General features: G+C 47.4%; 20 protein-coding genes. 13 read left to right on the top strand and 7 right to left on the bottom strand.

Going from position 1 to position 23,813, the window contains the following annotated elements:
- Positions 1–37 precede the first annotated feature (37 nt).
- The 5 genes from V513_RS02290 (at position 38) to V513_RS02270 (ending at position 4,491) form a co-directional block, all read left to right on the top strand.
- Positions 38–775 carry a transposase gene (locus tag V513_RS02290; protein WP_099771526.1) on the top strand — a complete coding sequence of 246 codons (738 nt, stop codon included), beginning with the start codon at positions 38–40 and terminating at the stop codon, positions 773–775.
- Positions 776–1,133: 358 nt separating this feature from the next.
- Entirely contained in the window at positions 1,134–1,331 is a 198-nt protein-coding gene (locus V513_RS02285; protein ID WP_099771525.1) for a hypothetical protein, read from the top strand.
- A 72-nt stretch (positions 1,332–1,403) separates the two neighbouring features.
- Positions 1,404–1,652: an HNH endonuclease gene (locus tag V513_RS02280; protein WP_099771524.1), complete on the top strand. Its 249-nt coding sequence runs from the start codon at positions 1,404–1,406 to the stop codon at positions 1,650–1,652.
- A gap of 423 nt (positions 1,653–2,075) precedes the next feature.
- Positions 2,076–2,912, top strand: coding sequence for a transposase (locus tag V513_RS14085; protein ID WP_257211892.1), 837 nt, complete (start codon positions 2,076–2,078; stop codon positions 2,910–2,912).
- Between the two features lie 475 nt (positions 2,913–3,387).
- Positions 3,388–4,491, top strand: a complete 1,104-nt coding sequence (locus tag V513_RS02270; RefSeq protein ID WP_099771523.1) for an AAA family ATPase — start codon at positions 3,388–3,390, stop codon at positions 4,489–4,491.
- 603 nt (positions 4,492–5,094) lie between these two features.
- On the opposite strand, the gene V513_RS02265 is transcribed toward V513_RS02270, so the two are convergent.
- Together V513_RS02265 and V513_RS02255 are read right to left on the bottom strand one after the other, a co-directional pair.
- Complete coding sequence (locus V513_RS02265; protein ID WP_099771522.1) at positions 5,095–6,258, bottom strand: ATP-binding protein; 1,164 nt, start codon at positions 6,256–6,258, stop codon at positions 5,095–5,097.
- 1,340 nt (positions 6,259–7,598) lie between these two features.
- Entirely contained in the window at positions 7,599–8,207 is a 609-nt protein-coding gene (locus V513_RS02255; protein WP_143752411.1) for a hypothetical protein, read from the bottom strand.
- A gap of 243 nt (positions 8,208–8,450) precedes the next feature.
- On the opposite strand from V513_RS02255, the gene V513_RS02250 reads away from it, so the two are divergent.
- The 6 genes from V513_RS02250 (at position 8,451) to V513_RS02225 (ending at position 15,228) form a co-directional block, all read left to right on the top strand.
- Positions 8,451–9,983, top strand: a complete 1,533-nt coding sequence (locus V513_RS02250; RefSeq protein ID WP_180274799.1) for an ABC transporter substrate-binding protein — start codon at positions 8,451–8,453, stop codon at positions 9,981–9,983.
- A gap of 74 nt (positions 9,984–10,057) precedes the next feature.
- Positions 10,058–11,032, top strand: a complete 975-nt coding sequence (locus V513_RS02245) for an ABC transporter permease (protein WP_218962681.1) — start codon at positions 10,058–10,060, stop codon at positions 11,030–11,032.
- Positions 11,033–11,044: 12 nt separating this feature from the next.
- On the top strand, positions 11,045–11,920 hold the full coding sequence (locus V513_RS02240; RefSeq protein WP_099771518.1) for an ABC transporter permease: 876 nt from the start codon (positions 11,045–11,047) through the stop codon (positions 11,918–11,920).
- A 1-nt stretch (position 11,921) separates the two neighbouring features.
- Complete coding sequence (locus V513_RS02235) at positions 11,922–12,884, top strand: ABC transporter ATP-binding protein (protein ID WP_099771517.1); 963 nt, start codon at positions 11,922–11,924, stop codon at positions 12,882–12,884.
- A complete protein-coding gene (locus V513_RS02230) occupies positions 12,877–13,839 on the top strand; it encodes an oligopeptide/dipeptide ABC transporter ATP-binding protein (protein WP_099771516.1) in 963 nt (320 codons plus the stop codon). The genes V513_RS02235 and V513_RS02230 overlap by 8 nt, the downstream gene beginning before the upstream one ends.
- A 12-nt stretch (positions 13,840–13,851) precedes the next feature.
- Positions 13,852–15,228 carry a M14 family zinc carboxypeptidase gene (locus V513_RS02225; protein WP_180274798.1) on the top strand — a complete coding sequence of 459 codons (1,377 nt, stop codon included), beginning with the start codon at positions 13,852–13,854 and terminating at the stop codon, positions 15,226–15,228.
- 1,237 nt (positions 15,229–16,465) lie between these two features.
- Here the strand turns inward: V513_RS02225 and V513_RS02220 are convergent.
- The 4 genes from V513_RS02220 to V513_RS02205 form a co-directional block, all read right to left on the bottom strand.
- Positions 16,466–16,726 (bottom strand): DUF4160 domain-containing protein, encoded by a 261-nt coding sequence (locus V513_RS02220; RefSeq protein ID WP_099771514.1) that lies wholly within the window; start codon positions 16,724–16,726, stop codon positions 16,466–16,468.
- Positions 16,727–17,005 carry a DUF2442 domain-containing protein gene (locus V513_RS02215; RefSeq protein ID WP_099771513.1) on the bottom strand — a complete coding sequence of 93 codons (279 nt, stop codon included), beginning with the start codon at positions 17,003–17,005 and terminating at the stop codon, positions 16,727–16,729.
- An 825-nt stretch (positions 17,006–17,830) separates the two neighbouring features.
- On the bottom strand, positions 17,831–18,175 hold the full coding sequence (locus tag V513_RS02210; protein ID WP_099771512.1) for a HipA N-terminal domain-containing protein: 345 nt from the start codon (positions 18,173–18,175) through the stop codon (positions 17,831–17,833).
- Positions 18,172–19,062 (bottom strand): HipA domain-containing protein, encoded by an 891-nt coding sequence (locus tag V513_RS02205; RefSeq protein ID WP_099771511.1) that lies wholly within the window; start codon positions 19,060–19,062, stop codon positions 18,172–18,174. Before V513_RS02205 ends, V513_RS02210 begins: the two co-directional genes overlap by 4 nt.
- A 1,001-nt stretch (positions 19,063–20,063) precedes the next feature.
- Between V513_RS02205 and V513_RS02195 the strand changes: the two genes are divergently transcribed.
- Together V513_RS02195 and V513_RS02190 are read left to right on the top strand one after the other, a co-directional pair.
- A complete protein-coding gene (locus V513_RS02195; protein WP_099771509.1) occupies positions 20,064–21,011 on the top strand; it encodes a Fic family protein in 948 nt (315 codons plus the stop codon).
- A gap of 417 nt (positions 21,012–21,428) precedes the next feature.
- A complete protein-coding gene (locus V513_RS02190) occupies positions 21,429–21,632 on the top strand; it encodes a hypothetical protein (RefSeq protein ID WP_099771508.1) in 204 nt (67 codons plus the stop codon).
- On the opposite strand, the gene glnA is transcribed toward V513_RS02190, so the two are convergent.
- Positions 21,629–23,026 carry a type I glutamate--ammonia ligase gene (gene glnA, locus V513_RS02185; RefSeq protein ID WP_099771507.1) on the bottom strand — a complete coding sequence of 466 codons (1,398 nt, stop codon included), beginning with the start codon at positions 23,024–23,026 and terminating at the stop codon, positions 21,629–21,631. The genes V513_RS02190 and glnA overlap by 4 nt on opposite strands.
- Positions 23,027–23,813 lie beyond the last annotated feature (787 nt).

Raw genomic sequence — 23,813 nt, 5'->3', positions numbered from 1 at the left:
ATTTTTGCTAACATTTCCGCAGTTAGAGGTGATGATGATGCCGAGGTCTGCTCGGGTTGTATTCGAAGGTGTTGTTCATCACATTACTCAGAGAGGTAATTACAGGCAGAACATATTTGAGGATTCTGCCGACAGGAAGAAGTACATTGAGTTCGTCGGCGAGTATTCTAGAAAGTATCAGATGAAGATCTACGCTTACTGTCTAATGACCAACCATGTTCATTTTTTAGCGGCTCCGCTAAGGAGAGACTCCCTGGCAATGACTTTCAAGTACGCCAATATGAGGTACTCCAGCTACTTCAACAAGAAGAACCGGAGATCGGGTCATCTCTGGCAGGGAAGATTCTACTCCTGTCCGCTGCATCATGATCACGCTCTTGAAGCGTTGAGGTATGTTGAGAGAAATCCCGTTCGTGCGAAGATGGTTCGGTTTCCCTGGGAGTATGAATGGTCGAGCGCGAGAGAACATGTGGGATTTATTGAGGAGGTAGGCATTTCCGGTGAAAGCGAGGGCAATGATTTATCTTCTCAGGCTTCGGTTACTTCTTGTAGGAATATTCCGCTTTGTTCATTGAAGGATCTGGATCTTAACTGGAATGTGGAAGGCTGGATAGAGTTTCTCGGTTTCCCCGATGAAGAGGATTTTCTCAGCAGAATCAGGGGAAGCACGTTTTCTGGAAGGCCGTTGTTTGCCGGGGAACTTGTGGCCGATCTTGAGAAGGAGCTCGGGGTTCCACTTGGCAGGAAGCCTAGAGGAAGACCGAGGAAGGAGTAGGAGGAGCGGTTGCTTGTTCAAGACATGATAGACGCGAAAATGTGTCGTCAGAGGTTCGGATGAAATACTTGCTTGCATTGCGCAATGAAATAACTGCAGAATAAGATCACTAATACCCAGATAAATGTGAACTAATTTAAATTTACTTTGTTAATGGGTCTCCAGTTTTGATATAAATTAATCGGGTGGTAAAATCAGGATATTATTAGTTCGCTTCGACTTTGTTGTGCAATTCTTCGTGGGGATAAGCTATGAATAATAGCTTGATTGACTCTAATATTTGACTCTGATAAAAGACTCCTACCTTCTGTCGAAGGGAAGAGTATTTTTAAAGGGAAATCCATTGTGGAGGTGGTATATGAAAAGAAAAGCAGAAGTAATAGGAAGCTCAGTTGGTGTAGTTGGAGGTGCCATTGCTGGCGCCAAAGTCGGAGCAGGTATAGGAATTGCTACCGGTGGAACAGCAATCGTTGCAACAGTTCCTCTTGGCATAATAGGTGGAGTAATTTTCGGACTTATAGGAAATAAGATTGGAACTGAGTTGGACAGGAAATGACAAATATCTTTTAGTATCAAGAAAACCTTCCTGAAAATCATTTTTACCCACAATATGTGAAGGAGGTATCTTATGTTCCCAAAAGAAATTGTTAAGCAGGCATGGGAAAGAGCACATGGTAAGTGTGAATGTGAAAGAACTAGCCATGTTCACAAAGGCAGATGTAACAAAAACCTTGTATGGGAGAACAGGGGTAAAGATGGAGAAAGAGGAGCCTGGGAAGCTCATCACAGAACTGCTGTTGCCAGTGGCGGGACTGACACTCTTTCAAATTGCGAAATCTTGTGCCTAGAGTGTCATAAGAAGATTCGTAAACCATAGTCAAACATTCGCTAAACAAGCAAAAAAACACTTTTATTCATCCTTATTTGATAGAGTATTTGGTGATGATACTAAAGTTGTGTTTTCACGAGTAGCAGGGTACTTTTAGGGACTCCATTATTTACATTACCGTGACCTCGTTCTTCTTTCAGGATGGCAATGAAAGTGAAGAAGATAAAGACGATACAAGAAGAGATATCTTTCTGCCGCGATATTGGGGTGCGAGGAGGTATGATGTTCCCCAGGTCCATAAGGCTTCATTTCGTGGAAACGAAGAATAAGCGAAAGATGCTAGAGAATTCGCGATATGTGTTTTGCTATAATCTGAAGTGAGGCTTGACGCGATGCAAAAATGGGTATAGATATTAGAAGACTTGTTAGTCTCCATTTTTGCTAACATTTCTGCAGTTAGAGGTGATGATGATGCCGAGGGCTGCTCGGGTTGTATTCGAAGGTGTTGTTCATCACATTACTCAGAGAGGTAATTACAGGCAGAACATATTTGAGGATTCTGCCGACAGGAAGAAGTACATCGAGTTTGTCAGCGAGTATTCTAGAAAGTATCAGATAAAGATCTACGCTTACTGTCTTATGACCAATCATGTTCATTTCTTAGCGGCTCCCTTAAGAAGAGATTTCCTGGCGATGACTTTCAAGTACGCCAATATGAGGTACTCCAGCTACTTCAATAAGAAGAACCGGAGATCGGGTCATCTCTGGCAGGGAAGGTTCTACTCCTGTCCGCTGCATCATGATCACGCTCTTGAAGCGTTGAGGTATGTTGAGAGAAATCCCGTTCGTGCGAAGATGGTTCGGTTTCCCTGGGAGTATGAATGGTCGAGCGCGAGAGAACATGTGGGATTTATTGAGGAGCCAGGAATTCCCAGTGAAGATGAGGGCAATGAATCTGAGCACAGAAGTCAGGAATCAGTTAGTGACCGATCTATTACCCAGAGTTCTTCAATTCATGGAGTGGGAAATGTGTCTGAGAAAGATACTTTAACTTCTCAGACCTCAAAATCATCTTCTAGAACTATCAAGCTTTCTTCGCTGAAGGATCTCGATCTTAACTGGAGTCCGGAAGGCTGGAGAGAGTTTCTCGGTTTCCCCGATGAAGATGATTTTCTAAAAAGGATCAGGAGCAACACTTTCTCTGGAAGACCTTTGTTTGGAGATAATAACACTTCTGAACTGAAGGAGGAGCTTGGTCTTTCAATAACAGCAAGACAAAGAGGCAGGCCAAGGAAGGGGAAGCTATAGGAGCGTTCTTCGACACTCCGTGTCCAGGTTCTTGGTAAAAGAGGATGTAAGTGGGCAGAGGTAAGAGGTTTGAAGAGCGAAAAGATCTTGATCTTCTGACCTCTAACCTTTATGCACTCTTTCTGAGGTAACGCCTGATCTGACACTAAAGACAGTATACAGGAACGATGGGTTTGGATGCATTAAGAGTAATGTCAAGAGGTTTTGGAAACCTTCACAACACATTCCATTCGTTGTATTGGCTGATCTCGAAAATCTGGGACGCTAGGAGAATCGTCAATCCCTATTTTCGCTCTCGCTTTCTCGCGAGCGAAGCGAACTCCGGAAGGGCTTTCTCGTCTCTTTCCTACAACGCAAAACCCACCACGAGGAACCGTTCTTACATAACCCATTTCCATTATAGATACTGATATTGCAGGATGCGCTTTGTTGGGTTATACTATCACCAGTGATAGTAACTATCAGGGGTGATAGCATGTATTTCGATCCCAGACCAAAAACCTCAAGAAAAGATCTGTTTTTGCGAGACAGAGAGTTAGAAGAGTTGAGCAATCTCGATGTGCCTCTTACTCTTGTACTGGGGCCGAGGCGTCTTGGAAAGACTTCGCTCCTGAGAGTATTTATGAATGAGGGCGATATGGCTTTCATATTCACAGACTGCAGGTCCCTTTTAGTAAGGGGAACATCTGTGAGCAACTATCATCGATTGTTAATGGAACAGCTCAACGATCTTGCAAAGATCAAAAGTGGCGTTCTAGAAGCAATGAAACGGATTAAAGGGCTTAACTTGTTTGGAGTCGAGCTGGAGCTCGATAACAAGAGAAGCGACTCGTTTCTGGTTGAATCATTCAACGCACTAGACAAATGGGCTTTGAAGGAAGACAAGATCCTGTACCTTGTCTTCGATGAGGCCCAACTTCTAAGGCACTTCAAAAGAAATGGCGGCCTCGATTTCAACGAGTTGTTTTCGTATGTCTATGACAATCTCACAGGCTTGCGAATCATACTGACGGGTTCTGAAGTGGGTGTTCTCGAAGATTTCATAGGGCTTGATGATTCTTCCTCGCCCCTATATGGAAGATACATAAAAAGACTATATCTTTCGCGGTTTACAAGAAAAGAGAGTGAAGAGTTCCTCGAGAAGGGTTTTGATGAGGTTGAAATGGAGGCTTCGACAAAGACACTCCGCGATGCAGTTGATATACTTGACGGAATAGTCGGATGGCTGGTGTTTTTCGGAAGGGTGTGTATCGATGCTAAAAGAGTCGATAGAGAATCAATTGAACTGACGCTGGAAAAGGCCGAGATCATAGTGAACGACGAACTCTCAAATCTGAAGCGTAACAGTACAAGGTATATCTCGGTTTTGAAGGCCATTGCCTTTGGATCGAAGGGTTGGAAAGAGATCAAAACGGCGACAGAAATCATAGAAAACAAGACCCTCACGGACACGGCCTTCAATAGGATTTTAAGCAGGTTGATCGAACTCAGTTATGTTGACGTCGAGATTGCTCGAGAGGACAAGACATATAGGCTTGTTGATCCGGTTATTGCAAGCGTAATCAGAAAGTTTGGCTAAGAGGGGGGATAGAGGAGCATTAAGAGGGGTTATATCCGTCATCAGTCCAACGTTATCCAAGATGGAAGATGTAAGAGGGCAGAGGTAAGAGGTTTGAAGAGCGTTAAAATCTTGTCTTCAATCCTCCTTGTTAGCACCAGTAACCTTTGTTTAGTGAGAGAAGAGAAACGAAGAAACGGATGAGAAGGAACGAGACCCCGTGCAGTTGCATCACGGGATGACAGCATGGGATCATTACGGGATGACACTCCTAAACGTCATCCTGACAATGCTCTTGGTCAGGATCCCGGTCTTTCGCGAAAAAGGGACAGACCATAGGACCCGGTCAGTCCCTATTTTCGCTTTCGGCGATTAGCGGATCGTAGAACGGGATGCTGAAACAAGTTCATGACAAATTATTACGCTTTGAGAATCAGCAAACGCTGTCATTCCCGTCATGACTTTTTGAAACTCCCTCTCCTTGTCATCCCGAACTTGTTTCGGGATCTTGGTGTTAATCTTATCCAAGGACGGGTCCATGATCTTGGACGGGCGACGAAGGACGGCTCTTTCCAGCGTAAAGCGGATCTTAGAGAGAGTCGGCAGGGTAACTACGAGTTAATGTCAGTATTGAAAGCCAAGTGTCCACATCGGAATCGAGTTTGAATGGGGCAGATCAGTGTCGTCTCTTATTACGAACTCCGCTTTCTTTGGTTTTTTGCTCGTTCCTCTCACTTCAATTATCTTCCCATCCACAAAGAAATCTCCGTTTCGCTCATCCGCACATGCAAAGACTCTTCTACCTGCATCTTCGAAGGATTGTGCAACAAAGGCTTCTCTTCTTGTTCCAATATTTCCTGTACCAATTGAGTAGAAAGCAGGGTCGCCAAAGAATATTTTTTCACCCTTGGAGAAGGTTCGATTATCGTTTTCTCTATACACTATTCTGATTACTCCTGTTGCGTTCATCACAGTAAGAAGTTCATAAAGCTTTCTCTTCCCTATACCCCAGTCTCTACACATTCTCTCAATGTTCAGTGTTGGTACTTTTGAAATCGCCAAGAACCCAACAACGGCATTCATTAGCCTGAAGTGGATATCTGAGATTTGGGGAACGAAGAAGGGAACATCTCCATGTAGTGTTTTTTCGATAATGTGTTCTAGTTGCTCTCGAAAGTCCCATTCCATGTAAGACGGCCTGAATCCTCGCTCAAGATACTCTTCAAAAGCAGAGAGTACGTTTGTACCGTTCATTATCTCTTTAACTGCCGAAGGTTCGGGAGAGAATGGTTCTAGTTCCGGCAGCAATATTCCGTCTCTAAGATATATGTATTCTCTCAAAGACATTAGAGGGATCTGAACCCTAGAGAATCTTCTTGAAAGATCTGCGATCCCCTGTCTTAATACCAGGCTGCTGCTATCGCTGGCTATTACAAGCTTTCCTGGATAGGAATCGTAGAGGGCCTCAAGATGGATGCTCCAGTCTTTTGCGTAGTGAGCTTCATCTACAACTATTCCCTCATAACCCCTTACAAAGGCCGTCTTTGCTATAGTCCAGAGGTCGCTAGTAGAAACAAGCGGGTTGTCGGCCGAGACGTAGAGTACTTTTCTCTCCGTAAATCTGCTCAGAAGGAAAGTGGTTTTTCCAACCCCTCTTGGCCCGAAGACAAGGACTGCCCTGTTCTTCATCTCTATTTTGTCGAAGTAAGGCCTCAGTCTCGACGGGAGCTCCATTTGCTTCCTCTTTTGCACCTCTTCGAGTGACTGAACTAGCTCGTCCGCATCCATAAGACCATCTCCCATCGTTTCACACTGAAACTATAGTAGCATAGATTCGTTTCCATACGAAACGGAAACATGAGTCCGGAATAGCAACAAGAACCGTCCTCGATCGTTCGTCCGGGAACATGAACCAGGCCTTGGATAGAGCGAGAAGGGGAGAGAGAAAGAGAGAGAAGAGGAAAAACAGCAGCGGGTCTCGGGTTTTGGGTCTAGGGTATCGCAAGAGCAGCAGTGATGCCTTATAGAACATTGGACGCATTGCCGGCAAAGGCCGTGCCGGGACGCAATGCACTGAGGAACATCAGTGGACGCAAGGCCCGTAAAGAACCTTTGAAGAAGTGATGCTGCTGCGTAGGAAGTGATGCCGACTTCGTCGCGAAGTGAGGCCCGGAGGAGCATCCGGGGAAGTGATGCTGGCGCTTTCGCGCCAGGAACAAAGCGAAGAGCCGGTTACCGATCTTCCTGATCTAGAATCATATTCAGAATCATATTCTTCTTGTAGGGGCGAACGGCTGTTCGCCCGAAGAGGGCATCGTTGCAGGTTCCGCGATGCAAGTTGCAAGAAGAGGAACCCAGCCTTTTTAGCAAGGGCAATGATAAGTGCCATCCCCTTCTCAAAGTCATCTTCTTTCAGCCTTTTATGTCATCCTGACAATGCTTTTGGTCAGGATCCCCGCGAAAAATGGGACAGACGATAGGGGCATTTGGGAGCCAGTCTGCTAACGCAGGCCAGTCAGGCTCCGCCTGGCCAGTCACCTTCGGTGGCCAGTCTCGCCTTCGGCGAGGCCGGTTACGCTTCGTGGGAGAAGAGATCCCGTATAGGAGCATTACGGGATGACAGCAAGGGGGCATTACGGGATGACACCCCTATATGTCATCCTGACAATGTTCCTGGTCAGGATCTCGGTCTTTGCCGTGTTTTCGAGACCAGATCCCGTGCAAAAGCATCACGGGATGACCGAAGAGGCGCGAAAAAGGGACAGACCCTAGGACCCGGTCAGTCCCTATTTTCGCTTACAGCGATGAGCGGGTTTTCGTTTTTTAGCGCATAGCGGTTCTTAGAACGGGATGCTGAAACAAGTTCAGCATGACAAATTATCGTGTTTTCAGAATTAACAAACGCTGTCAAACCCGTCATGACTTTTTGAAACTCCCTCTCCATGTCATCCCGAACTCGTTTCGGGATCCGGTTTTGATTTTATCCAAGGACGGGTCCATGAGCTTGGACGGGCGACGAAGGACGGGTCTTTCCAGGGAAAGACAGTCTATTTCTTTGGTGAACAACTGAGTACGAGTCAAAAGAGGACCTATGGAGTTTTCACAAGCGCATCAGTTAGAGAATCCGTTTAGTATTTCAGGTATATCACTACGTCGTTTTTGAGAAAGTCCCAGGCGGGGTTGTTCCGAAAGTCGAAGGAGAATTGCCTGAAATTAACTATCAGCTTCTCGAGCTCGGAGCGGGTTTTTACCGTTGTCTCGTCGGTGTATATGAAGACCTTGGTTTCGGAGTTGCCGGGAACAATAATAGTTTCGGCGATTTCAAACCTTTCGTTCCTGAGTTCGAGAATCGAGACTTTCATTTCGTTTATTGTTATGTCGGAGGGGCCGAAGATGATCGTGCGGTCCGTGTTGTTTGTGACGTTCATTACGAAAACGGGATAACTTCCGTTCGCAACGACGAACCGGTCTTTATAGAGAGATCTGGAGTGATCCTGCTGGGCAGCCGAACCGTTGGTGTTCATCATCCAGGAAAAGAACTCTTCGTCGACCGGATGACAGATGACGGTCACGGTCCCGTCTTTCCGATAGAGATAGGCGCCCCTGCCGATGATGTCGAAAGTATGAACCGCGCTGGCCAGAGACTGCGGATACAGCGCCATTAACGGACTTATGAGTGAGATCTCTAAAAGCAGGACGAGTGTCCAGTTCAGCGGTCTTTCTAATCTTCTTCTCATGACAATATGATACACCGATTTGTAAGATTCGAGCCTGTGGGACGATATTCTCCTGTCAAAGCTGTTTATGATCTTCTTTCATGGATTTACTTTTCATTACTCACCTACAATTACGATTTCATAACCTTATAATTACACATGATCCGGTCGGTCATTATTGTGATACCATCAATACAATTAGCACAACTGGGATTTTTCTTTAGGACTTTTGCCACATCATTTCTACCAAAGGGGAGGTGCTTTATGAGAAAGTTGTCTATGCTTCTGCTATTTTCCATCTCTTTCTTCGCGGCTTTTGCGCTCGCGTCTCAAACGCTGGTGGTCGCCTACATGGGTGATCCTATTTCGTTCAATCCATGCGCTAAAACCGACGACTACGGCGCGGGTATTCACAGAAACATCTTCGATCAGCTAGTTGCGCAGGATGTAAACTACGATCTGGTTCCCCAGCTGGCGACCAGCTGGGAAGTTTCCGAAGACGGCAAAGAGTACACGTTTCACCTGAGAAAGGGTGTCAAGTGGCACGATGGAGAACTCTTCACTTCGAGAGACGTCAAGTATACGCTGGAGTCTATCGTCAACAACAAGGGTGCCGCTTACAACAACGTGTCGATGATCACGGAAGTGGTATGTCTAGACGATTACACCGTCGTGGTCAAGTTGCAGGATCCGTACGCTCCGTTCATTCCCTTTCTTGCGTGGTACGGAACGCAGATAATGCCGGCCCATCTGTACGAGGGAACTGACTGGAACGACAATCCGGCCAACCAGGCACCCGTTGGTACTGGCCCATTCAAGTTCGTCGAGTGGGTCAAGGGAGACCATGTGACTCTCACCAAGAACGAGGAGTATTGGGGCGAGGGACCTTACGTAGATAGGCTGATCTTCAAGATCATCCCCGATCCAAACACCGCTCTGCAGGCGTTCCTTAACGGAGAAGCCGATATCAACCAGAACAGGCCGGGTTTCAACACGCTTTCGACCCTCAAGTTGAATCCCGAAGTCAACGTTGTGATCAATCCTTCTCCGAGCAGATACTATCTTGGTTTCAACCTCACCGATCCAGCAAGACCGTCGACCAATCTCAAAGTCAGGGAGGCTATCTCCTGTGCGATAAACAAGCAGGCGATCGTCGATAAGGTTCTCGGCGGTTTCGGAGGAATCGGCGAATACTTCTACACGCCGGCCATTCCCTGGGCAATCGATACGAATGTTAAGGCGGCCGTTTACGACCCGGCCAGAGCCGATCAGCTTCTGGACGAAGCCGGTTACCCCAGAGGCAGCGACGGCTGGAGATTTGAGATGGATCTTCTCTACTTCCAGGGCGCCGACTGGACGGACATGGCTGCCGTGATCAAGGAAAACCTGGAAAAAGTCGGCATAAAGGTCAACCTGGGTGAGTACGAGATCGCCACGTGGATCGAGAAGGTATTGAACGCACACAACTACGATATAGCCCTTCTCAATGGATTCCAGGGTCCAGACCCTGAGAACCTGACGCTAAGAGTCGCCACAGACGGTGGTTTGAATATTATGGGCTATTCTAACGAACTCGTCGACTCGAACCTCAAGGAGGCCGCAAAGATCTCGGATATCGAGTTGAGGAAGCCATACTATTACGCAGTTCAGGCGCAGCTGGCGGCCGATGTTCCTTTCGTTCCGTTGGCCGAGGTCTCTTACGTCTACATTTTCAAGACTTACGTCGAAGGACTGGATATACACAATCCGGGAAAGATAGGTACCGGAAGTTACGCATTGACCAAGCTCAATTTCTAGCAGGCTGAACTTTCAGGGGCGGTCTTCCGCGGTCCGGAGGGATCGCCCCGCCTGTTTTTTCTGGAGGTGGTACTTTGTCTTCCTTTGCAAGATATATCATAAGGAGAACTCTTAGCATTGTTCCCATGGTTCTCCTGATCGTGGCTTTAAATTTCTTCATAATCCACCTGGCGCCCGGTAACCCCGCGCAGCTCATCTCCGGTCTCGAACAGCCCTCAGTAGAAGTGGTGAAGGCTCTCGAGAAGCAGTACGGTCTAGACAAGCCGCTCGTGGTCCAGCTGGGTCTGTACTACAAGAATATTTTCCAGGGCGACCTCGGTTATTCTTTCATATACGGTACCAGCGTCAACGGGCTGATAGCGGAAAGGATAGGAGCCACCATACTGCTCACGGTTTCGGCGGCGGTGATAGCCTTCGCTCTCGGAACGCTGCTCGCGGTTCTTGCAGGTCGAAGAAAGACCAGGATACTGGACTCGATCTTCTCCGTTTTTTCCTACGTGTTCTACGCCATGCCTTCCTTCTGGCTGGCGCTCGTTTTGATACTCCTCTTTTCATCGACCTTCAAGGTGTTTCCGACTTCGGGGATGTTCGACGTCAGGGCCAGTTACGAAGGCTGGGCCAAGCTATGGGACGTCCTGCACCACCTTTTTCTTCCCTGCCTGACCCTTGTCTTGATCCAGATTCCCGTTTTCTTCAGGGTGACAAGATCCTCGATAGACCAGGTCAATCAGGACGAGTACATTACGACGTTTACCGCTATTGGCCTTTCGCGGAAGAAGATATTCAGAAAGTACGTTCTCAAGAACGCCATTCTTCCGGGAATCACGATCTTCGGCTTGACCCTCGGCTATTCAATAGCCGGTGCGGCCCTCGTGGAGATCGTCTTTGCGTGGCCTGGGATGGGCAGATTGATGCTGGATGCAGTCTTCAGAAGGGACTACAATCTGTTGCTCGGTATCTACTTAGTGATGGCCATTTGTATCTGCGTTGCCATCCTTCTCACCGATGTGGTTTACGCGTTTGTAGATCCCAGAATAAGGTATCAGTAGAGGGGCTTTGTTATGGTGGTCGAAAATCAGATCTCGTTGAGCAGAAGAGAAAATAAATTACTTAAATACGCAAGGAGTTACTTTTCCAGCGGTAAGGGGATAATAGGGTTCTCGCTGCTGCTTCTCTTTATCTTCATGGCATTCTTTGCCCCTGTGATCACACCTTACACCCCCGACGAGATGACCGACGACGTTCTTAAACCGCCGTCGGCCGAACATCTCTTCGGAACCGATCACCTGGGAAGGGATATTTACAGCCGCGTCGTGTTTGGGACGAGGATCTCGCTTTCGGTGGGCTTCGTGGCGGCTGGCCTTTCGGCCATAATCGGCGTTTTGATCGGCTCTTTCTCGGGCTTTTACGGAGGAATTACCGACGATGTAGTGAGCAAGATAGTAGATACCTTCCTGATGATTCCGTCCTTCTTTTTGATCCTGATAATCGTCTCGATCTTCGGAAGCAACATACTCTACATAATGTTCGTGATAGGACTGACCACCTGGCCGGGAAACGCCAGGCTCATGAGAGCTCAGGCGCTGTCGATAAGGGAGAGGACCTTCATCATGGTGGCCAGATCGACCGGCGAATCAAGGATCAGAATACTGTTCGGTCACGTTATACCGAACGGCATTTTTCCGGTGATAGCCAACTCGGCGCTCCAGATGGGGGGAGCCATACTTACCGAGGCCTCGTTGAGCTTTCTCGGTCTGGGAGATCCAAACCTCACAAGCTGGGGAAAACTGATCTTTCAGGGAAGACCTTACATGACTTTTGCGCCCTGGATGGTTATCATCCCGGGGATCTTCGTCGTTCTGGCCGTGCTTGCCTTCTCTTTTATAGGCGACGGCCTCCAGTTCACGTTCAATCCCAAAAATAGGAAGGGTGAATGATATGCCTTTGCTTCGGATGGAGAACGTGAATATAAATTACAGATTGAAGAACAGACTGGTGAGGGCCGTGCGCGACTTCACACTGGATATAAACGAGGGTGACATACTTGGGGTGATAGGCGAATCGGGATCTGGGAAGAGCACGCTCGCGCACGGTCTGATGCGCATTCTCCCCGGGAATGGTTACATGGAGGCGTCAACGATCACTTTTAACGGCAGGGATATCCTGAACATGTCCGATAACGAGTTCAGGCAGTTGCGCTGGGTGGAGATGTCCATCGTCTTCCAGAAAGCCATGAGCGCCCTCAGCCCGGTGCACAAGATTTTCGACCAGATGTACGACGCCATTCTCGCCCATGAACCCGAGACGAGAAAAGAAGATGCGATCAAGAAGCTAGAAGGGCTGCTGTCGGTCGTCAATCTGCCCCGCAAGACGCTCAATATGTACCCGCACGAACTTAGCGGGGGAATGATGCAGAGGGTTATGATATCTCTGGGCCTTATATTCAACCCGAAATTAGTGATACTGGACGAGGTGACCACTGCGCTGGACGTCATAACCCAGGGTCAGCTTCTGGATGAAATCAAGAGATTGGTAAAAGAGTTTGGCCTGACGGTCATGATGATCACTCACGATATAGGAGTTGTAAACGAGCTCTGCACGAAGATAGCGATCGTCTATGCCGGCGAGCTCCTTGAATATGGCGACGTGAAGGATGTCATCTTCCGGCCCCTCAACCCCTACACCAGGGCGCTTGTAGAGTCCCATCCGGATCTAAACCCGCACGGCGGACTCAGAGGTATTCCCGGTACGCTCCCCGATCTTTCGAACCCGCCGGAGGGGTGTATCTTCTACGACAGGTGCACCTACAGGTTGGATCGCTGCAGAGAAGAGAAGCCAGAGTTGAGGGATTTAAACGACAGGAAAGTGAAGTGTTTTAGGGCCGGTGAGTTGAATGGATAAAGACATTCTGCAAGTTAAGGACCTGGTCAAGTACTTCCCCGTTAGAAAGTTCGGGAAGAAACAGTATGTGAAGGCCGTCGACGGTCTCAATTTTTCGATAAAGGACGGCGAGATATTCGGCGTCCTGGGTGAGAGTGGCTGTGGAAAGACGACGCTTGGGCGCGTGATTAACAGACTGGAACACGAGCAGAGCGGAACGATCGAGTTCATGGGCGAGACGATTTCCGGCAAAGATTACAAGAGAGACCGGAACTTCAGAAGAAAGATGCAGATGATATTTCAGAACCCCTACGACTCCTTCGATCCGCGGGTGATAATATACAAGAGCATGGACCTGCCCATGAAGATAAACGGCATCGAACGCGATGGTAAAAAGAGGCTGGAGAGGATAATTGAGACTATGAACCACGCCAAATTGACACCTGCCGAGAGTCTCCTCACCAGGTACCCGCACGAGTTAAGCGGGGGCCAGCTGCAGAGGATATCCATAATACGGTCGATGCTCCTCAATCCGAAGTTCATAGTCGCCGACGAGTGCGTCTCGATGCTCGATGTTTCCGTCAGGGCTGGCGTTTTGAATTTGCTTCTAACGATTCAAGAAGAATTGAAATCTTCGATGCTTTTCATTACGCATGATATCTCCGTTGCGACTTACATCTCTCAGAGGATCATGGTCCTGTACGCCGGAAAGATCATGGAGATAGGTTCGAGCGAAGATATCCTCAAAAACCCGCTCCACCCCTACTCGAAGGCGCTCGTTTCCTACTCGCCCACTATAAGCAAGGAAGAGAAGATGAGATACACCATTACCGGAGAGGTTGTGACTCCGATCAACCCGCCCCCGGGCTGCCGGTTCGCCTCCAGATGCCCCATGGCCAGGAGGGAGTGTACCGAAAGAGAGCCTGAACTGAGGTATGTTGGTAAGGATAGACTGGTCGCATGTCATTTCGTGTGAATGGAGGTCATTATGGACACTATTAAGGAAGTAATCAAGAATGTACCGGAGTACAGTTTTTTCAAGACGGTTGATGAACTGAACGAATCGAGCAGGGAACTGGCCGAGAAGTACCCAGATATCGCAAGTTTCTATCAGATCGGTAACTCGATGGCCGGCGATCCAATCTACTGTTTGAAGATCGGGAAGGGCTCGAAGGCGATACTTATGTATGGCTTTCCACACCCTAACGAACCGATAGGCAGTATGATGCTGGATTATCTCTCCTGGCAGCTGGCCGAGAACGAGGCTTTCAGGAATAAGTTCGGGGATGTCAGCTGGTACATAGTCAAGGCCGCCGACAACGACGGTGCAAAGCTGAACGAGGGCTGGTTCAAGGGACCGTACACGCCCCTCAATTACGCGCTGAACTTTTACAGGCCGGCTGGTTACCAGCAGGTAGAGTGGACCTTCCCCATAAAATACAAGACGCTCGACAACAACGACCCGATCCCTGAAACGAAGGCGCTTATGAAGATCATTGAGGAAGAAAAACCGATCTTCATTTACAGTTTGCATAATGCCGGTTTCGGAGGGGTTTATAACTACATCTCGGAAGACGCCCCAATTCTCTACCCGATATTCGAAAAGGCCTACACGGATCTGAACATCCCCGCGGCCCTCGGGGAACCGGAGATGCCCTACGCGGTCAAATTCGCCGACGCCGTCTACAAGATGCCGACGACCGTTGACACCTATGAATTCTACGCCGCCAACTCCGATAAAGACCCGGCCGAGATCATTGGTAAGTCCGGGACTTGCAGTTACGATTACGGGAGGCTCTTCAACGAGAAGGTCTTCGAACTGGTCTGCGAAGTCCCCTACTACTACAATCCGAAGATAGAAGACCTGTCTCCGACAGAGTTCGTACGGCGCGACCTCGTTCTGGCAAACCTGGAGAATATGAAATCCAACTATCAGAAGATCAAAGACATATACTTCCCACTGAGGGAGAGGATAGTTATAGAATCTCCGCTGAAAACGGCCCTCGATCACTTTATCGAGTCGGCTGACAAACATCTGCCCGTACAGGAAAACTGGGCAAAGACGGCCAAGGAGCTAGACGCTAGGGCAACGGTCGCCGAAGCCTTCGACAACGGACCTGTCTCCAAGACTTACAAGATGCTTATGTGGGGTATGCTGAGAAGGATCCTGCTCCTCAACTTCGACAAGACTGGCGAGTCAGAATTCAAAGAGGCCGCGGAAAAAGTGTACAAACAGATGAAAGAAATGAGCGATAGCCTCGAAGGGGAACTCGACTATGTCGTTATACCGATAAAGAAACTGGTGCAGATTCAGCTTATGAGCGGACTTTACGCAGCGCTGTACGGCATCGTGAAGAACTCGTGATCAAGACTGCCCTTATTTTCTGATTTCTAGTCGATCTTCTGTGGTGGACCCGCGATAACCGGGTCCGCTTTTTTGCCACAAATATATGATTCAATAACCTTGCTAAATAAAAAAGAAGTAAGACGCCAGAGGTATGCGCGCCTTTACGGGCTTCATTTTTCACGAAAGAGAGAAAAGGAGAGAAAAGAAGAGAGGAAGAGAGAGAAAGGGAGAGAAAAGACAGAAAGAGAGAAACTGAAGACATGAGATCCCGTACAGGAGCATTACGGGATGACAGCAGGGGGGCATTAGGGGATGACACCCCTAAACGTCGTCCTGACAATGCTCCTGGTCAGGATCCGTGTCCCTCGCGAAAAACGGGACAGACACGAGGAGAATCGTCAGTCCCCATTTTCGCTCTCGCTTTCTCGTGAGCGAGGCGAACTCTCGAACATACGCTTTCTCGGCTCTTGTAAGCGTTCAGCGAGCAGCGATCAGCGAAAAGCGGGTCTTTGATGGGAGATCCCGTACAGGAGCATTACGGGATAACAGCATGGGGGAATCACGGGATGATACCGCCTCTCGTCATCCTGACAATGTTCCTGGTCAGGATCCCTGCCTTTCGCGAAAAAGGGACAGACCCTAGGACCCGGTCAGTCCCTATTTTCGCTTACAGCGATGAGCGGGTTTTCGTTTTTTAGCGCATAGCGGTTCTTAGAACGGGATGCTGAAACAAGTTCAGCATGACAAATTATCGTGTTTTCAGAATTAGCAAACGCTGTCAAACCCGTCGTGACTTCTTGGAAGTCCCTCTCCAAGTCATCCCGAACTCGTTTCGGGATCCGGTGTTGATCTTGTCAGCGCACTGCGGGTCTTAGAACGAGATTCTGAATCAAGTTCAGAATGACAAATTATGGTGTTTTCAGAATCAGCAAACGCTGTCATACCCTTCATGGCTTTTTGAAAGTCCCTCTCCATGTCATCCCGAACTTGTTTCGGGATCCGGTTTTGATCTTGTCAGCGCATAGCGGTTCATGGGTATGAGATCCCGTGCAGGTCCCCTGAACAGAATCTTTTCAGGGCAGGCTCTACGGGATGACCGAAGAGGCACGAAAAATGGGACCATAGAAACCGGTCAGTTCCTATTTTCGCCGAAGCCATCCGTAGTTCTGAAGAGCGTCAGTAGTCACGCATAGTGAAGCCCAGAAAGGTATGAGTGATTCATAAAATATGTAGTCTGGAAAGAGCGACGGAGTCTCTATTTCAGCGGTGCTATCTTTCTCAAAGGTTGCAGCGCCTTTGCATCTTCCCATGCTGCAGAAAGATCTTTCTGGTGCATTGAAGCCCATTCAATTACCAGTCCCAGGGCTCTGTGAGGTAGGGAACCTGCGATTACTGCCAATGACTCTATTTCTATGATAGCTTCATGTTCACCATAGTGAGCATGAAAGTGTGAAGGAAGATGATCTTCGTAGTACATGTAGATTATTATTCCATAGAATCGACTTATTTCAGGCATTCACAACGCGGCCTTTGCTTTAGGGAAGATATCTTCTGGCTTCTTTCCCGTTATTCTCAGAAAAAGAGAATCGGCGCAGATCTCAAGCTCTTCTCCCCATGCTAAAGCTCTGCCGTCCCTGATAATACTAACGCTTTTAAAAAACTCATCATTCGTGAGAGGAGCAAAAAGAGTAGATTTGGCCAGTTCAGAAAAATCCACAGTTCCAGATACTCCATTTTCAAAGGTGAGTCTTAACTTCAGTCCCTCAGTAGCTACTGCCTGAGCTATTCTTATCATAATTCACCTCCCCTTTGCCTGAATTATAGCACCGCAAGCATTTGAAGTCAGACTCTCATAAAAAATTTAGAAAGGACAAAAATAGAGACAAACTCTATTATTCCATTGGAGTAATGTCGTTCTTCGGTGCGGAGGGGAAAGAACCATCCTTCGAAAGAGAAAGAAAAAAGAGAGAGGGAGAGAAAGAGAGAGAAAGGGAGAAAAAAGGAAAATCAACAGCGGGTCTCAGGTTTTGGGTCTAGGGTATCGCAAGAGCTGAAGTGATGTCTTATAGAACATTGGACGCATTGCCGGCAAAGGCGTGCCGGGACGCAATGCACTGAGGAACATCGGCGGACGCACGGCTGGCTTCGGTAGGAAGTGATGCCCGGAGGAGCATCCGGGGAAGTGATGCCCGGAGGAGCATCCAGGGAAGTGATGCTGGCGCTTTCGCACCAGGAGGCCAAAAGAAAAGAGAGAAGTCCCACGAGATAAGGAAACAGGGCGAGACGGTCGCTCTCGTCTTCTCGTGAGCGCAGCGAACTCTCGTAATGCCTTTTTTCGGCTCTTTGCAGCGAACAGCGGGTCTTTGTTCTTAAGCGTAGAGCGGATCTTTTTGAGCGGGTTATCAGAACCGTTTGTTGAAGAGAAGGATGCTGAGACAAGTTAAGACGATTTTATGGGCTTATTCGGAGGACGGAGGACCGTTGACGGACAAGGTTGTTTCCAAAAGATCAGCGGTTCGTGATTCTTAAGCTTAGCGCGGATCTTTCGTTCCGATGATGCGCGTCGAGAATTTTGGTTAAGCGAACAGCACATTGTCAGAACAGAAGGTTCTTTTGAAGACTATCTGATCTCGGTAATCTCGAAGTTATCGGTCGGTAATCTGCCGTTGTTAACAAATAGAAGCTCAAGCTCAGCATTGTTCCTGATCCCAAATCTATCAAGAATGGTATGGTAGTCCCTTCTCTTCTTATCTGGTAAACGTCTCGAAAAGAAAGGAAAAAGCTTGTTGCTATATGTGACAGTCTGCCTACTAAACGGTAGGATGTCGATCAAGCTTGAAGTCTCTGAGTTCTTCAGAGCAGTCTCATCATATTCGAATGAATAATGTTTCCCATCAAAAACCAAGAATCCAATGGGAATCTTCCTGTCTGGTTTTGCTCTATAATAAAGTACTGCTTTTCTCATCCAAACACTTCCTCTAACAATTGCCTTTTTGCGATAATCAGTTCCAGCAAGAAGTATTTCGATTTTCTGCTGAGCATCTCGCAGGGCACTTGATCTATTATATCATTCACGTTGGTTCTGTTAATCTTGCTTGCCATGCCAAGTATTGTACTAACTAACTCACTGTCAGCAAAATTGTCTCTTATGTGAGTGAGCAATTCTTTGTGTGTGACTTTTCTTTTTCCAGAGAATACCAATAGTGACTTTGCCTTCGTTTCAACATTTGCCATGAAGCGTCTCCTGTCCTTCAGAATATTCTCAATGTCCTCTTCCCTTATCTTCGAACCAAGCGATGCACTGTGATCATATGAAGGTGCCATTCTCGTTTCTCCGAGACCACTATATATTATTCCCCAGTTCCCATGGTGTCTATCGCTGTTGCCTATCAAAGCATCAAAAATTAAATACTGCATAACGTTGGTTGTAAGTGCTTCCCTTGTTGCCCGGATTACGTCTATTACAAGCTCCAGAGAATACTCTCTACCTGTCAACGTATCTTTCATTAATTCGGGATCATATCCTGGTTGCATCTTTTGAATCAGATCCAACATCTCTATCAGGTTCTCTCCCTTATCGACTTCTACGAAGTTCTTACTAACTGTACCGAGTCTCCCCTTATATGCTGCAAACTCAGTCTCCGCAGCTTCAATTCCAACAAGCTTAGCAATTTCATAAGCCAGTTTCTCAGATACATGTTCTGTTGTTCCCACTTTCGGTATCTTAAAGAGCCACTCCTCGCCAAAATGATTGACAAACCAGTACTTCTCATTCCTTCCGGGCGCGGCCACCCCTAATTCCCTCCACGAATTCAGGTCAACGATTTCAAAAATGGCACGATGTTCTTTCAACAAAATACCTCCTCTTACTCAACATAAATTATATCAATCACTATGACGAATTAACACACGTGAGTGTCACTGAGCATTTGCTCAAGAATTTGCATACTCTTGCTTGCAGGTCCGTGAAACACCGAAACGGCGAGGGTTAATTCAAGAAGTGAGGCTGCTGCGCAGGAAGTGATGCCCGGAGAAACATCCGGGGAAGTGAGGCTCGCTGGTGCGAGGAAGCCTCTCAGGTCAACCGTCAACGGTCCACTGTCCTCCGATAAGAGCATATTATATTTGGAAGATCTTCAGTGCCTCTCTGCTGACGCATGCCAGTCACCTTCGGAGGTCAGTCTCGTCTTCAGTGAGGCCAGTTCCGCTTCGCGGGGAAAGAGCCGCTTGGTAAGAACGTTGAAGGCTGCACGCTGTGGAAAACGAAGGATCGGGTTAGAAGAGCGGGTAAGGAAATACGGGTAACTAGGAGCGGGTTATTAGAACCGAGTTTTGAAGGACGAGATCCCGTGCAAAAGCATCACGGGATGACAAACTGAGGCTTCAGGGCAGGCTTTACGCGATGACAATTTCAGATGATAGTGCAGTTCTCTTGTAGGGGCGAACGGCCGTTCGCCCGAAAGAGGTCCTGGTTGGAATCTCTGCCTTTTACGCGAAAAATGGGGACCATAGGAACGGTCAGTCCCTATTTTTCGCTTACAGCGCTCAGCGGGTCTTCGTTTTTAAGCGTACAGCGGGTCTAATGGATTGAATCTGTCCTATTCTGCTATTTAGTTGTGTTGGTCAGAATAGGATCAGACTTCATTTTTAAGCAACCGCTGTCGAAATTTTTGTTTAGTGTCTTAGAAGATTCGGCTTCTGGGTTAGATTCACACATTGTTACGTACATACGACATATGGTTTAATATGGTTGCGAGTGTGCCTTTTTCCAGAAAACGCAACCTACTTTTGTTATTGTATAATAAGGTGTTATAAGGTTTATTGCTAATTTGTCCGCAACCTGTGGAGGCCATATGAGGATCAAATACCTTGATGAAAGAAAGAAACTTCTGGATCTGAAACAGATCGATATTTCAAACAAAGAGTGGCTTTATATGCTCGGAGAGGAGACGAGGCACTCAGTCGCGATAGAAGGCATATTCAGTTCTGAAGAAGACCTTGATGCGGTTATAGAAAGAAATGCTTCCTCAAGCAGCGTGCAGAGTGAAATTATAAACTACTTCAGGGCAGCTCAGTTTGTCTACGATCTAGCTCTACAATACAGAAATGATTACGTGAAGCCTCATTACATTCACGTAATCAGAACACTCCATAGCCAGATGTTTAGAAACGTGAAGTCGCCTTATCCTACGGGTGAGTTCCGTACGAGCGGTGTTGAAATCCTGAATGCAAGAACAACTCCTCCTTTTGACCCGAGATTGTGGATAGACATGTTTGTCCAGTATATCGATTATGCTCTGGAGAAATTCCCGATCTATGGTGCCGTAGCCAGAATTCACACTCTATTCGAGTCAATTCATCCTTTCTGTGATGGAAATGGGAGAGTTGGCAGACTTCTGGTGAATTTCATACTGATCGTGAACGGGTACTGCAATATCTCGATTAAGGGGTTGAACGAACAAGATAGAATGAAATACTATGAGGCTATTGAGATGGCAGATTCTGGGATAGAGAAGATGTTCAGTACGAATGCGGACGAGTCCTTTGAAGAAAAGGTAGCATTAATTGAGACCGGTGACTTCTCAGCGCTGGAAGATCTTATCTATTCAGCACTCTTGGATGCCATGGATAGATGTATTATTATCGCAAGCGACAGTTCTAAACTACTCGACGTCAGCCAGGTAGCAGAAGTATTAGGAATCTCTGAAACCGCTGTGAAGAAGAGAATAAAAACAGGGAATCTTATAGCGAGCAAATTAAGAACAGGAAAATGGAAGGTTTTTCCCCATAACATCAGGTGATGGTTCTGGAAATTCAACTTGGGGCGTTTCGCATCTGGAAGATTCACATCTTCGGGACAGAGTCTATTACGCATCTTCGCATCTTCGGGACAGACAACATCTTCGGGACAGACTCTATTATTTACATTCCAGTAACTTTGCTCTTTGTACCAGTGCCGGAAGCTTTTTTCCCTATAGTGTCTCCGTTCTTGACATTACAGTACTTTTCGCGGCGATTGCTATTAAAGAGACTTCAAGTGGTAGGATTCCGTTGTTGGTTTTCTTTCGTTTCTTCTTCTGGGGAATCTACTTAGATGCGGAACTTGTTCTGTTTGGAGTGCAATTGTTCGTGGCTTGCCTTTGATAATAGGGCCAGACTCTATGTTTTGCAAAGAATTTCTTTTCCTTCTATAATCTGGCTGTAACGTCAGAAAAGACGTGCTCGATAAGAACCTGGAAATCGCAGATATACTTAGACCACTTTCAATCTATCTAAGTGAACCCATAATGATAAGGCTTAACTCCCTTGTCGATGGCGAAGCTCTTGAACCCGATGAAGTTTCCCGAAACTTCCTGAAGGCCCTCGATTTGATTAAGAAAGAAAAAGAGGCGCTCTTACAGTGGCTCGCTTTACACTCCTAAAGGTCGTAGTAAAGCTTGAACTCGGCTGGCGAGGGAACACTGTTAACGTATTTGATCTCCTTCTCCTTCAGAACCGTCCATCTGCTGATCAGATCCCCCGGGAAAGTATCTTCAAGATAAATGTTGTCTTCAACTAGCCCGTTAATCGCCGCCTTCAAATCAGACGGGAAGAATCTTATGCTCTTCCTTTCCTCCTCGGACAGATTGTAGATATTCGATTCGATCGGACCAAAGCCCATTTCGGAGGGATTCATCTTCTGTTTCACGCCGTCTATGCCGGCGCAGAGCATAGCGGCCATTCCATAATAGGGGTTGCAGCTGGCATCAATAGTTCTGTATTCGATTCTTGCCTTGGCGGGATCCTTGACGTATCCGGGTATCCTCACAGCTGCACTCCTGTTGCCCCTAGCGAAGACCGCACAGATTGGTGCTTCAAAACCGGGAACGAGTCGCCTGTAAGAATTCGTGGAAGGGTTTCCGAAAGCCAGAAGTGAACCAGACAGAGAATGAAACAGTATCCCGGCCGTGTAGGAAAGAGCCATAGAACTTAGTCCAAAGTATTCATCTCCGCTGAACAGATTCCTTTCCGAACTATCTCTGAGAAACTGATGTACGTGCATGCCGTTACCGGCCTCTGCAAAGAGAGGTTTGGGCATAAACGTAACGGTAAGTCCGTGACGATATGCTAGATTCTGCAAAACATACTTTGAAATCACGATAGAATCTGCGCTGCTTACTGCTTTCTGGAACAGCAACTCTATCTCGTGCTGTGCTGAGCTGACTTCGTGGTGGTGGTACTTTACCGGAACACCCAGCTTATGAAGAGTCAAGACAACCTCGTTGCGGAACTCCGCCATTGAGTCGGCCGGGGGGCATCGGTGGTAACCGGCCTTTTGATCGACTCTCGTCTCATTTGAAAGAATCCCGCTATTCCAGTAACCTTCAGAAACTTCGACTCTATATCCGGCGCCATTGGTGGCAACGTCGTATGAAACCCCTTCAAAGATGTGAAATTCCAGTTCTGGTCCGAAGATAGCTTCGGCCGCGCCTATCGATTCCAGTTTGCCAACGGCGCTCTTGAGAACATTCCTGGGATACTGCATAAAGGGCTTCCCATCGCTTGTCTTGATCAAATCACAGAGAAACGATAATGTGCTGGCTTCGTAAAAGGGATCGATGAAAGCGGTATCGGGATCGGGGACCATTATCATATCGCTGTCTTCCACTGCGGCATAACCGAAGTTCGAAGCGTCGAAGCCGACTCCCTCTGAAAAGAGGCTATCGTCAAGGCGGTCTCCCGGAAGCATTACATGCCGAAGTCTTCCGTTAATGTCCACAACCTTCAAATCGATGAAATCGATTTTCCCACTGTACTTCATCAGCAATTCCTGCATTATGCACCTCCAAGATTGCAGTCCGTGTTTAGTATTGTACATTCAAGACAAACAAACCTCTATTCCGACTATACTCATAGAGAGTCATTGAAAGCGTTTTAAGCCACTCTATATTGTTCATTCTATTCTGCCAAAAAGTATGCTCTGAAGACCACGAGAAATAGCAGTTTTGAGAGTTCGAATCGCCCGCGAGTTGCCCTTTCGGCCCTTTGGGGACGGACTCCATTATTTACATTCCAGTAATGTGGATCTTCGTTGCGGAGCGGAAAGAACCGTCCTTCGAAAGAGAGAGAAAAAAAGAGAGAGGGAGAGAAATGGGGAGAGAGAAAGGGAGAGAAGAGGAAAATCTGCAGCGGGTCTCGGGTTTTGGGTCTAGGGTATCGCAAGAGCAGAAGTGAGGCTCGCTGGCGCGAGGAAGTGATGCCCGTAGGATCATCCGGGGAAGTGAGGCCGACTGCATCGGGAAGTGATGCTGGCGCTTACGCGCCAGGAACAAAGCGAAGAGCCGCTTACCGATCTTCCTGATGTGTGATCATATTCAGAATCATATTCTTCTTGTAGGGGCGAACGGCTGTTCGCCCGAAGAGGGCATCGTTGCAACTTCCCCGATGCAAGTTGCAAGAAGAGGAACCCAGCGTTTTTAGCAAGGCCAATGATAAGTGCCATCCCCTTCTCAAAGCGATCTTCTTTCAGCCTTTTATGCCATCCTGGCAATGCTCCTGGTCAGGATCCCTGTCTCTCGCGAAAAAGGGACCTTATCATATTCATAAGGAAAAAACTACTACTC

The sequence above is a fragment of the Mesotoga sp. H07.pep.5.3 genome (genome assembly GCF_002752615.1).
In the GTDB taxonomy this organism is placed as follows: Bacteria; Thermotogota; Thermotogae; order Petrotogales; family Kosmotogaceae; genus Mesotoga; species Mesotoga prima.
This window is presented reverse-complemented; position numbering and strand designations above follow the sequence as displayed.

What these genes read in the sequence shown, in the direction of transcription:
- V513_RS02290 (WP_099771526.1), top strand. Translation starts at nt 38, where the DNA reads ATGCCGAGGTCTGCTCGGGTTGTATTCGAAGGTGTTGTTCATCACATT.
- V513_RS02285 (WP_099771525.1), top strand. Translation starts at nt 1,134, where the DNA reads ATGAAAAGAAAAGCAGAAGTAATAGGAAGCTCAGTTGGTGTAGTTGGA.
- V513_RS02280 (WP_099771524.1), top strand. Translation starts at nt 1,404, where the DNA reads ATGTTCCCAAAAGAAATTGTTAAGCAGGCATGGGAAAGAGCACATGGT.
- V513_RS14085 (WP_257211892.1), top strand. Translation starts at nt 2,076, where the DNA reads ATGCCGAGGGCTGCTCGGGTTGTATTCGAAGGTGTTGTTCATCACATT.
- V513_RS02270 (WP_099771523.1), top strand. Translation starts at nt 3,388, where the DNA reads ATGTATTTCGATCCCAGACCAAAAACCTCAAGAAAAGATCTGTTTTTG.
- V513_RS02265 (WP_099771522.1), bottom strand. Translation starts at nt 6,258, where the DNA reads ATGGATGCGGACGAGCTAGTTCAGTCACTCGAAGAGGTGCAAAAGAGG.
- V513_RS02255 (WP_143752411.1), bottom strand. Translation starts at nt 8,207, where the DNA reads ATGAGAAGAAGATTAGAAAGACCGCTGAACTGGACACTCGTCCTGCTT.
- V513_RS02250 (WP_180274799.1), top strand. Translation starts at nt 8,451, where the DNA reads ATGAGAAAGTTGTCTATGCTTCTGCTATTTTCCATCTCTTTCTTCGCG.
- V513_RS02240 (WP_099771518.1), top strand. Translation starts at nt 11,045, where the DNA reads ATGGTGGTCGAAAATCAGATCTCGTTGAGCAGAAGAGAAAATAAATTA.
- V513_RS02235 (WP_099771517.1), top strand. Translation starts at nt 11,922, where the DNA reads ATGCCTTTGCTTCGGATGGAGAACGTGAATATAAATTACAGATTGAAG.
- V513_RS02230 (WP_099771516.1), top strand. Translation starts at nt 12,877, where the DNA reads ATGGATAAAGACATTCTGCAAGTTAAGGACCTGGTCAAGTACTTCCCC.
- V513_RS02225 (WP_180274798.1), top strand. Translation starts at nt 13,852, where the DNA reads ATGGACACTATTAAGGAAGTAATCAAGAATGTACCGGAGTACAGTTTT.
- V513_RS02220 (WP_099771514.1), bottom strand. Translation starts at nt 16,726, where the DNA reads ATGCCTGAAATAAGTCGATTCTATGGAATAATAATCTACATGTACTAC.
- V513_RS02215 (WP_099771513.1), bottom strand. Translation starts at nt 17,005, where the DNA reads ATGATAAGAATAGCTCAGGCAGTAGCTACTGAGGGACTGAAGTTAAGA.
- V513_RS02210 (WP_099771512.1), bottom strand. Translation starts at nt 18,175, where the DNA reads ATGAGAAAAGCAGTACTTTATTATAGAGCAAAACCAGACAGGAAGATT.
- V513_RS02195 (WP_099771509.1), top strand. Translation starts at nt 20,064, where the DNA reads ATGAGGATCAAATACCTTGATGAAAGAAAGAAACTTCTGGATCTGAAA.
- glnA (WP_099771507.1), bottom strand. Translation starts at nt 23,026, where the DNA reads ATGCAGGAATTGCTGATGAAGTACAGTGGGAAAATCGATTTCATCGAT.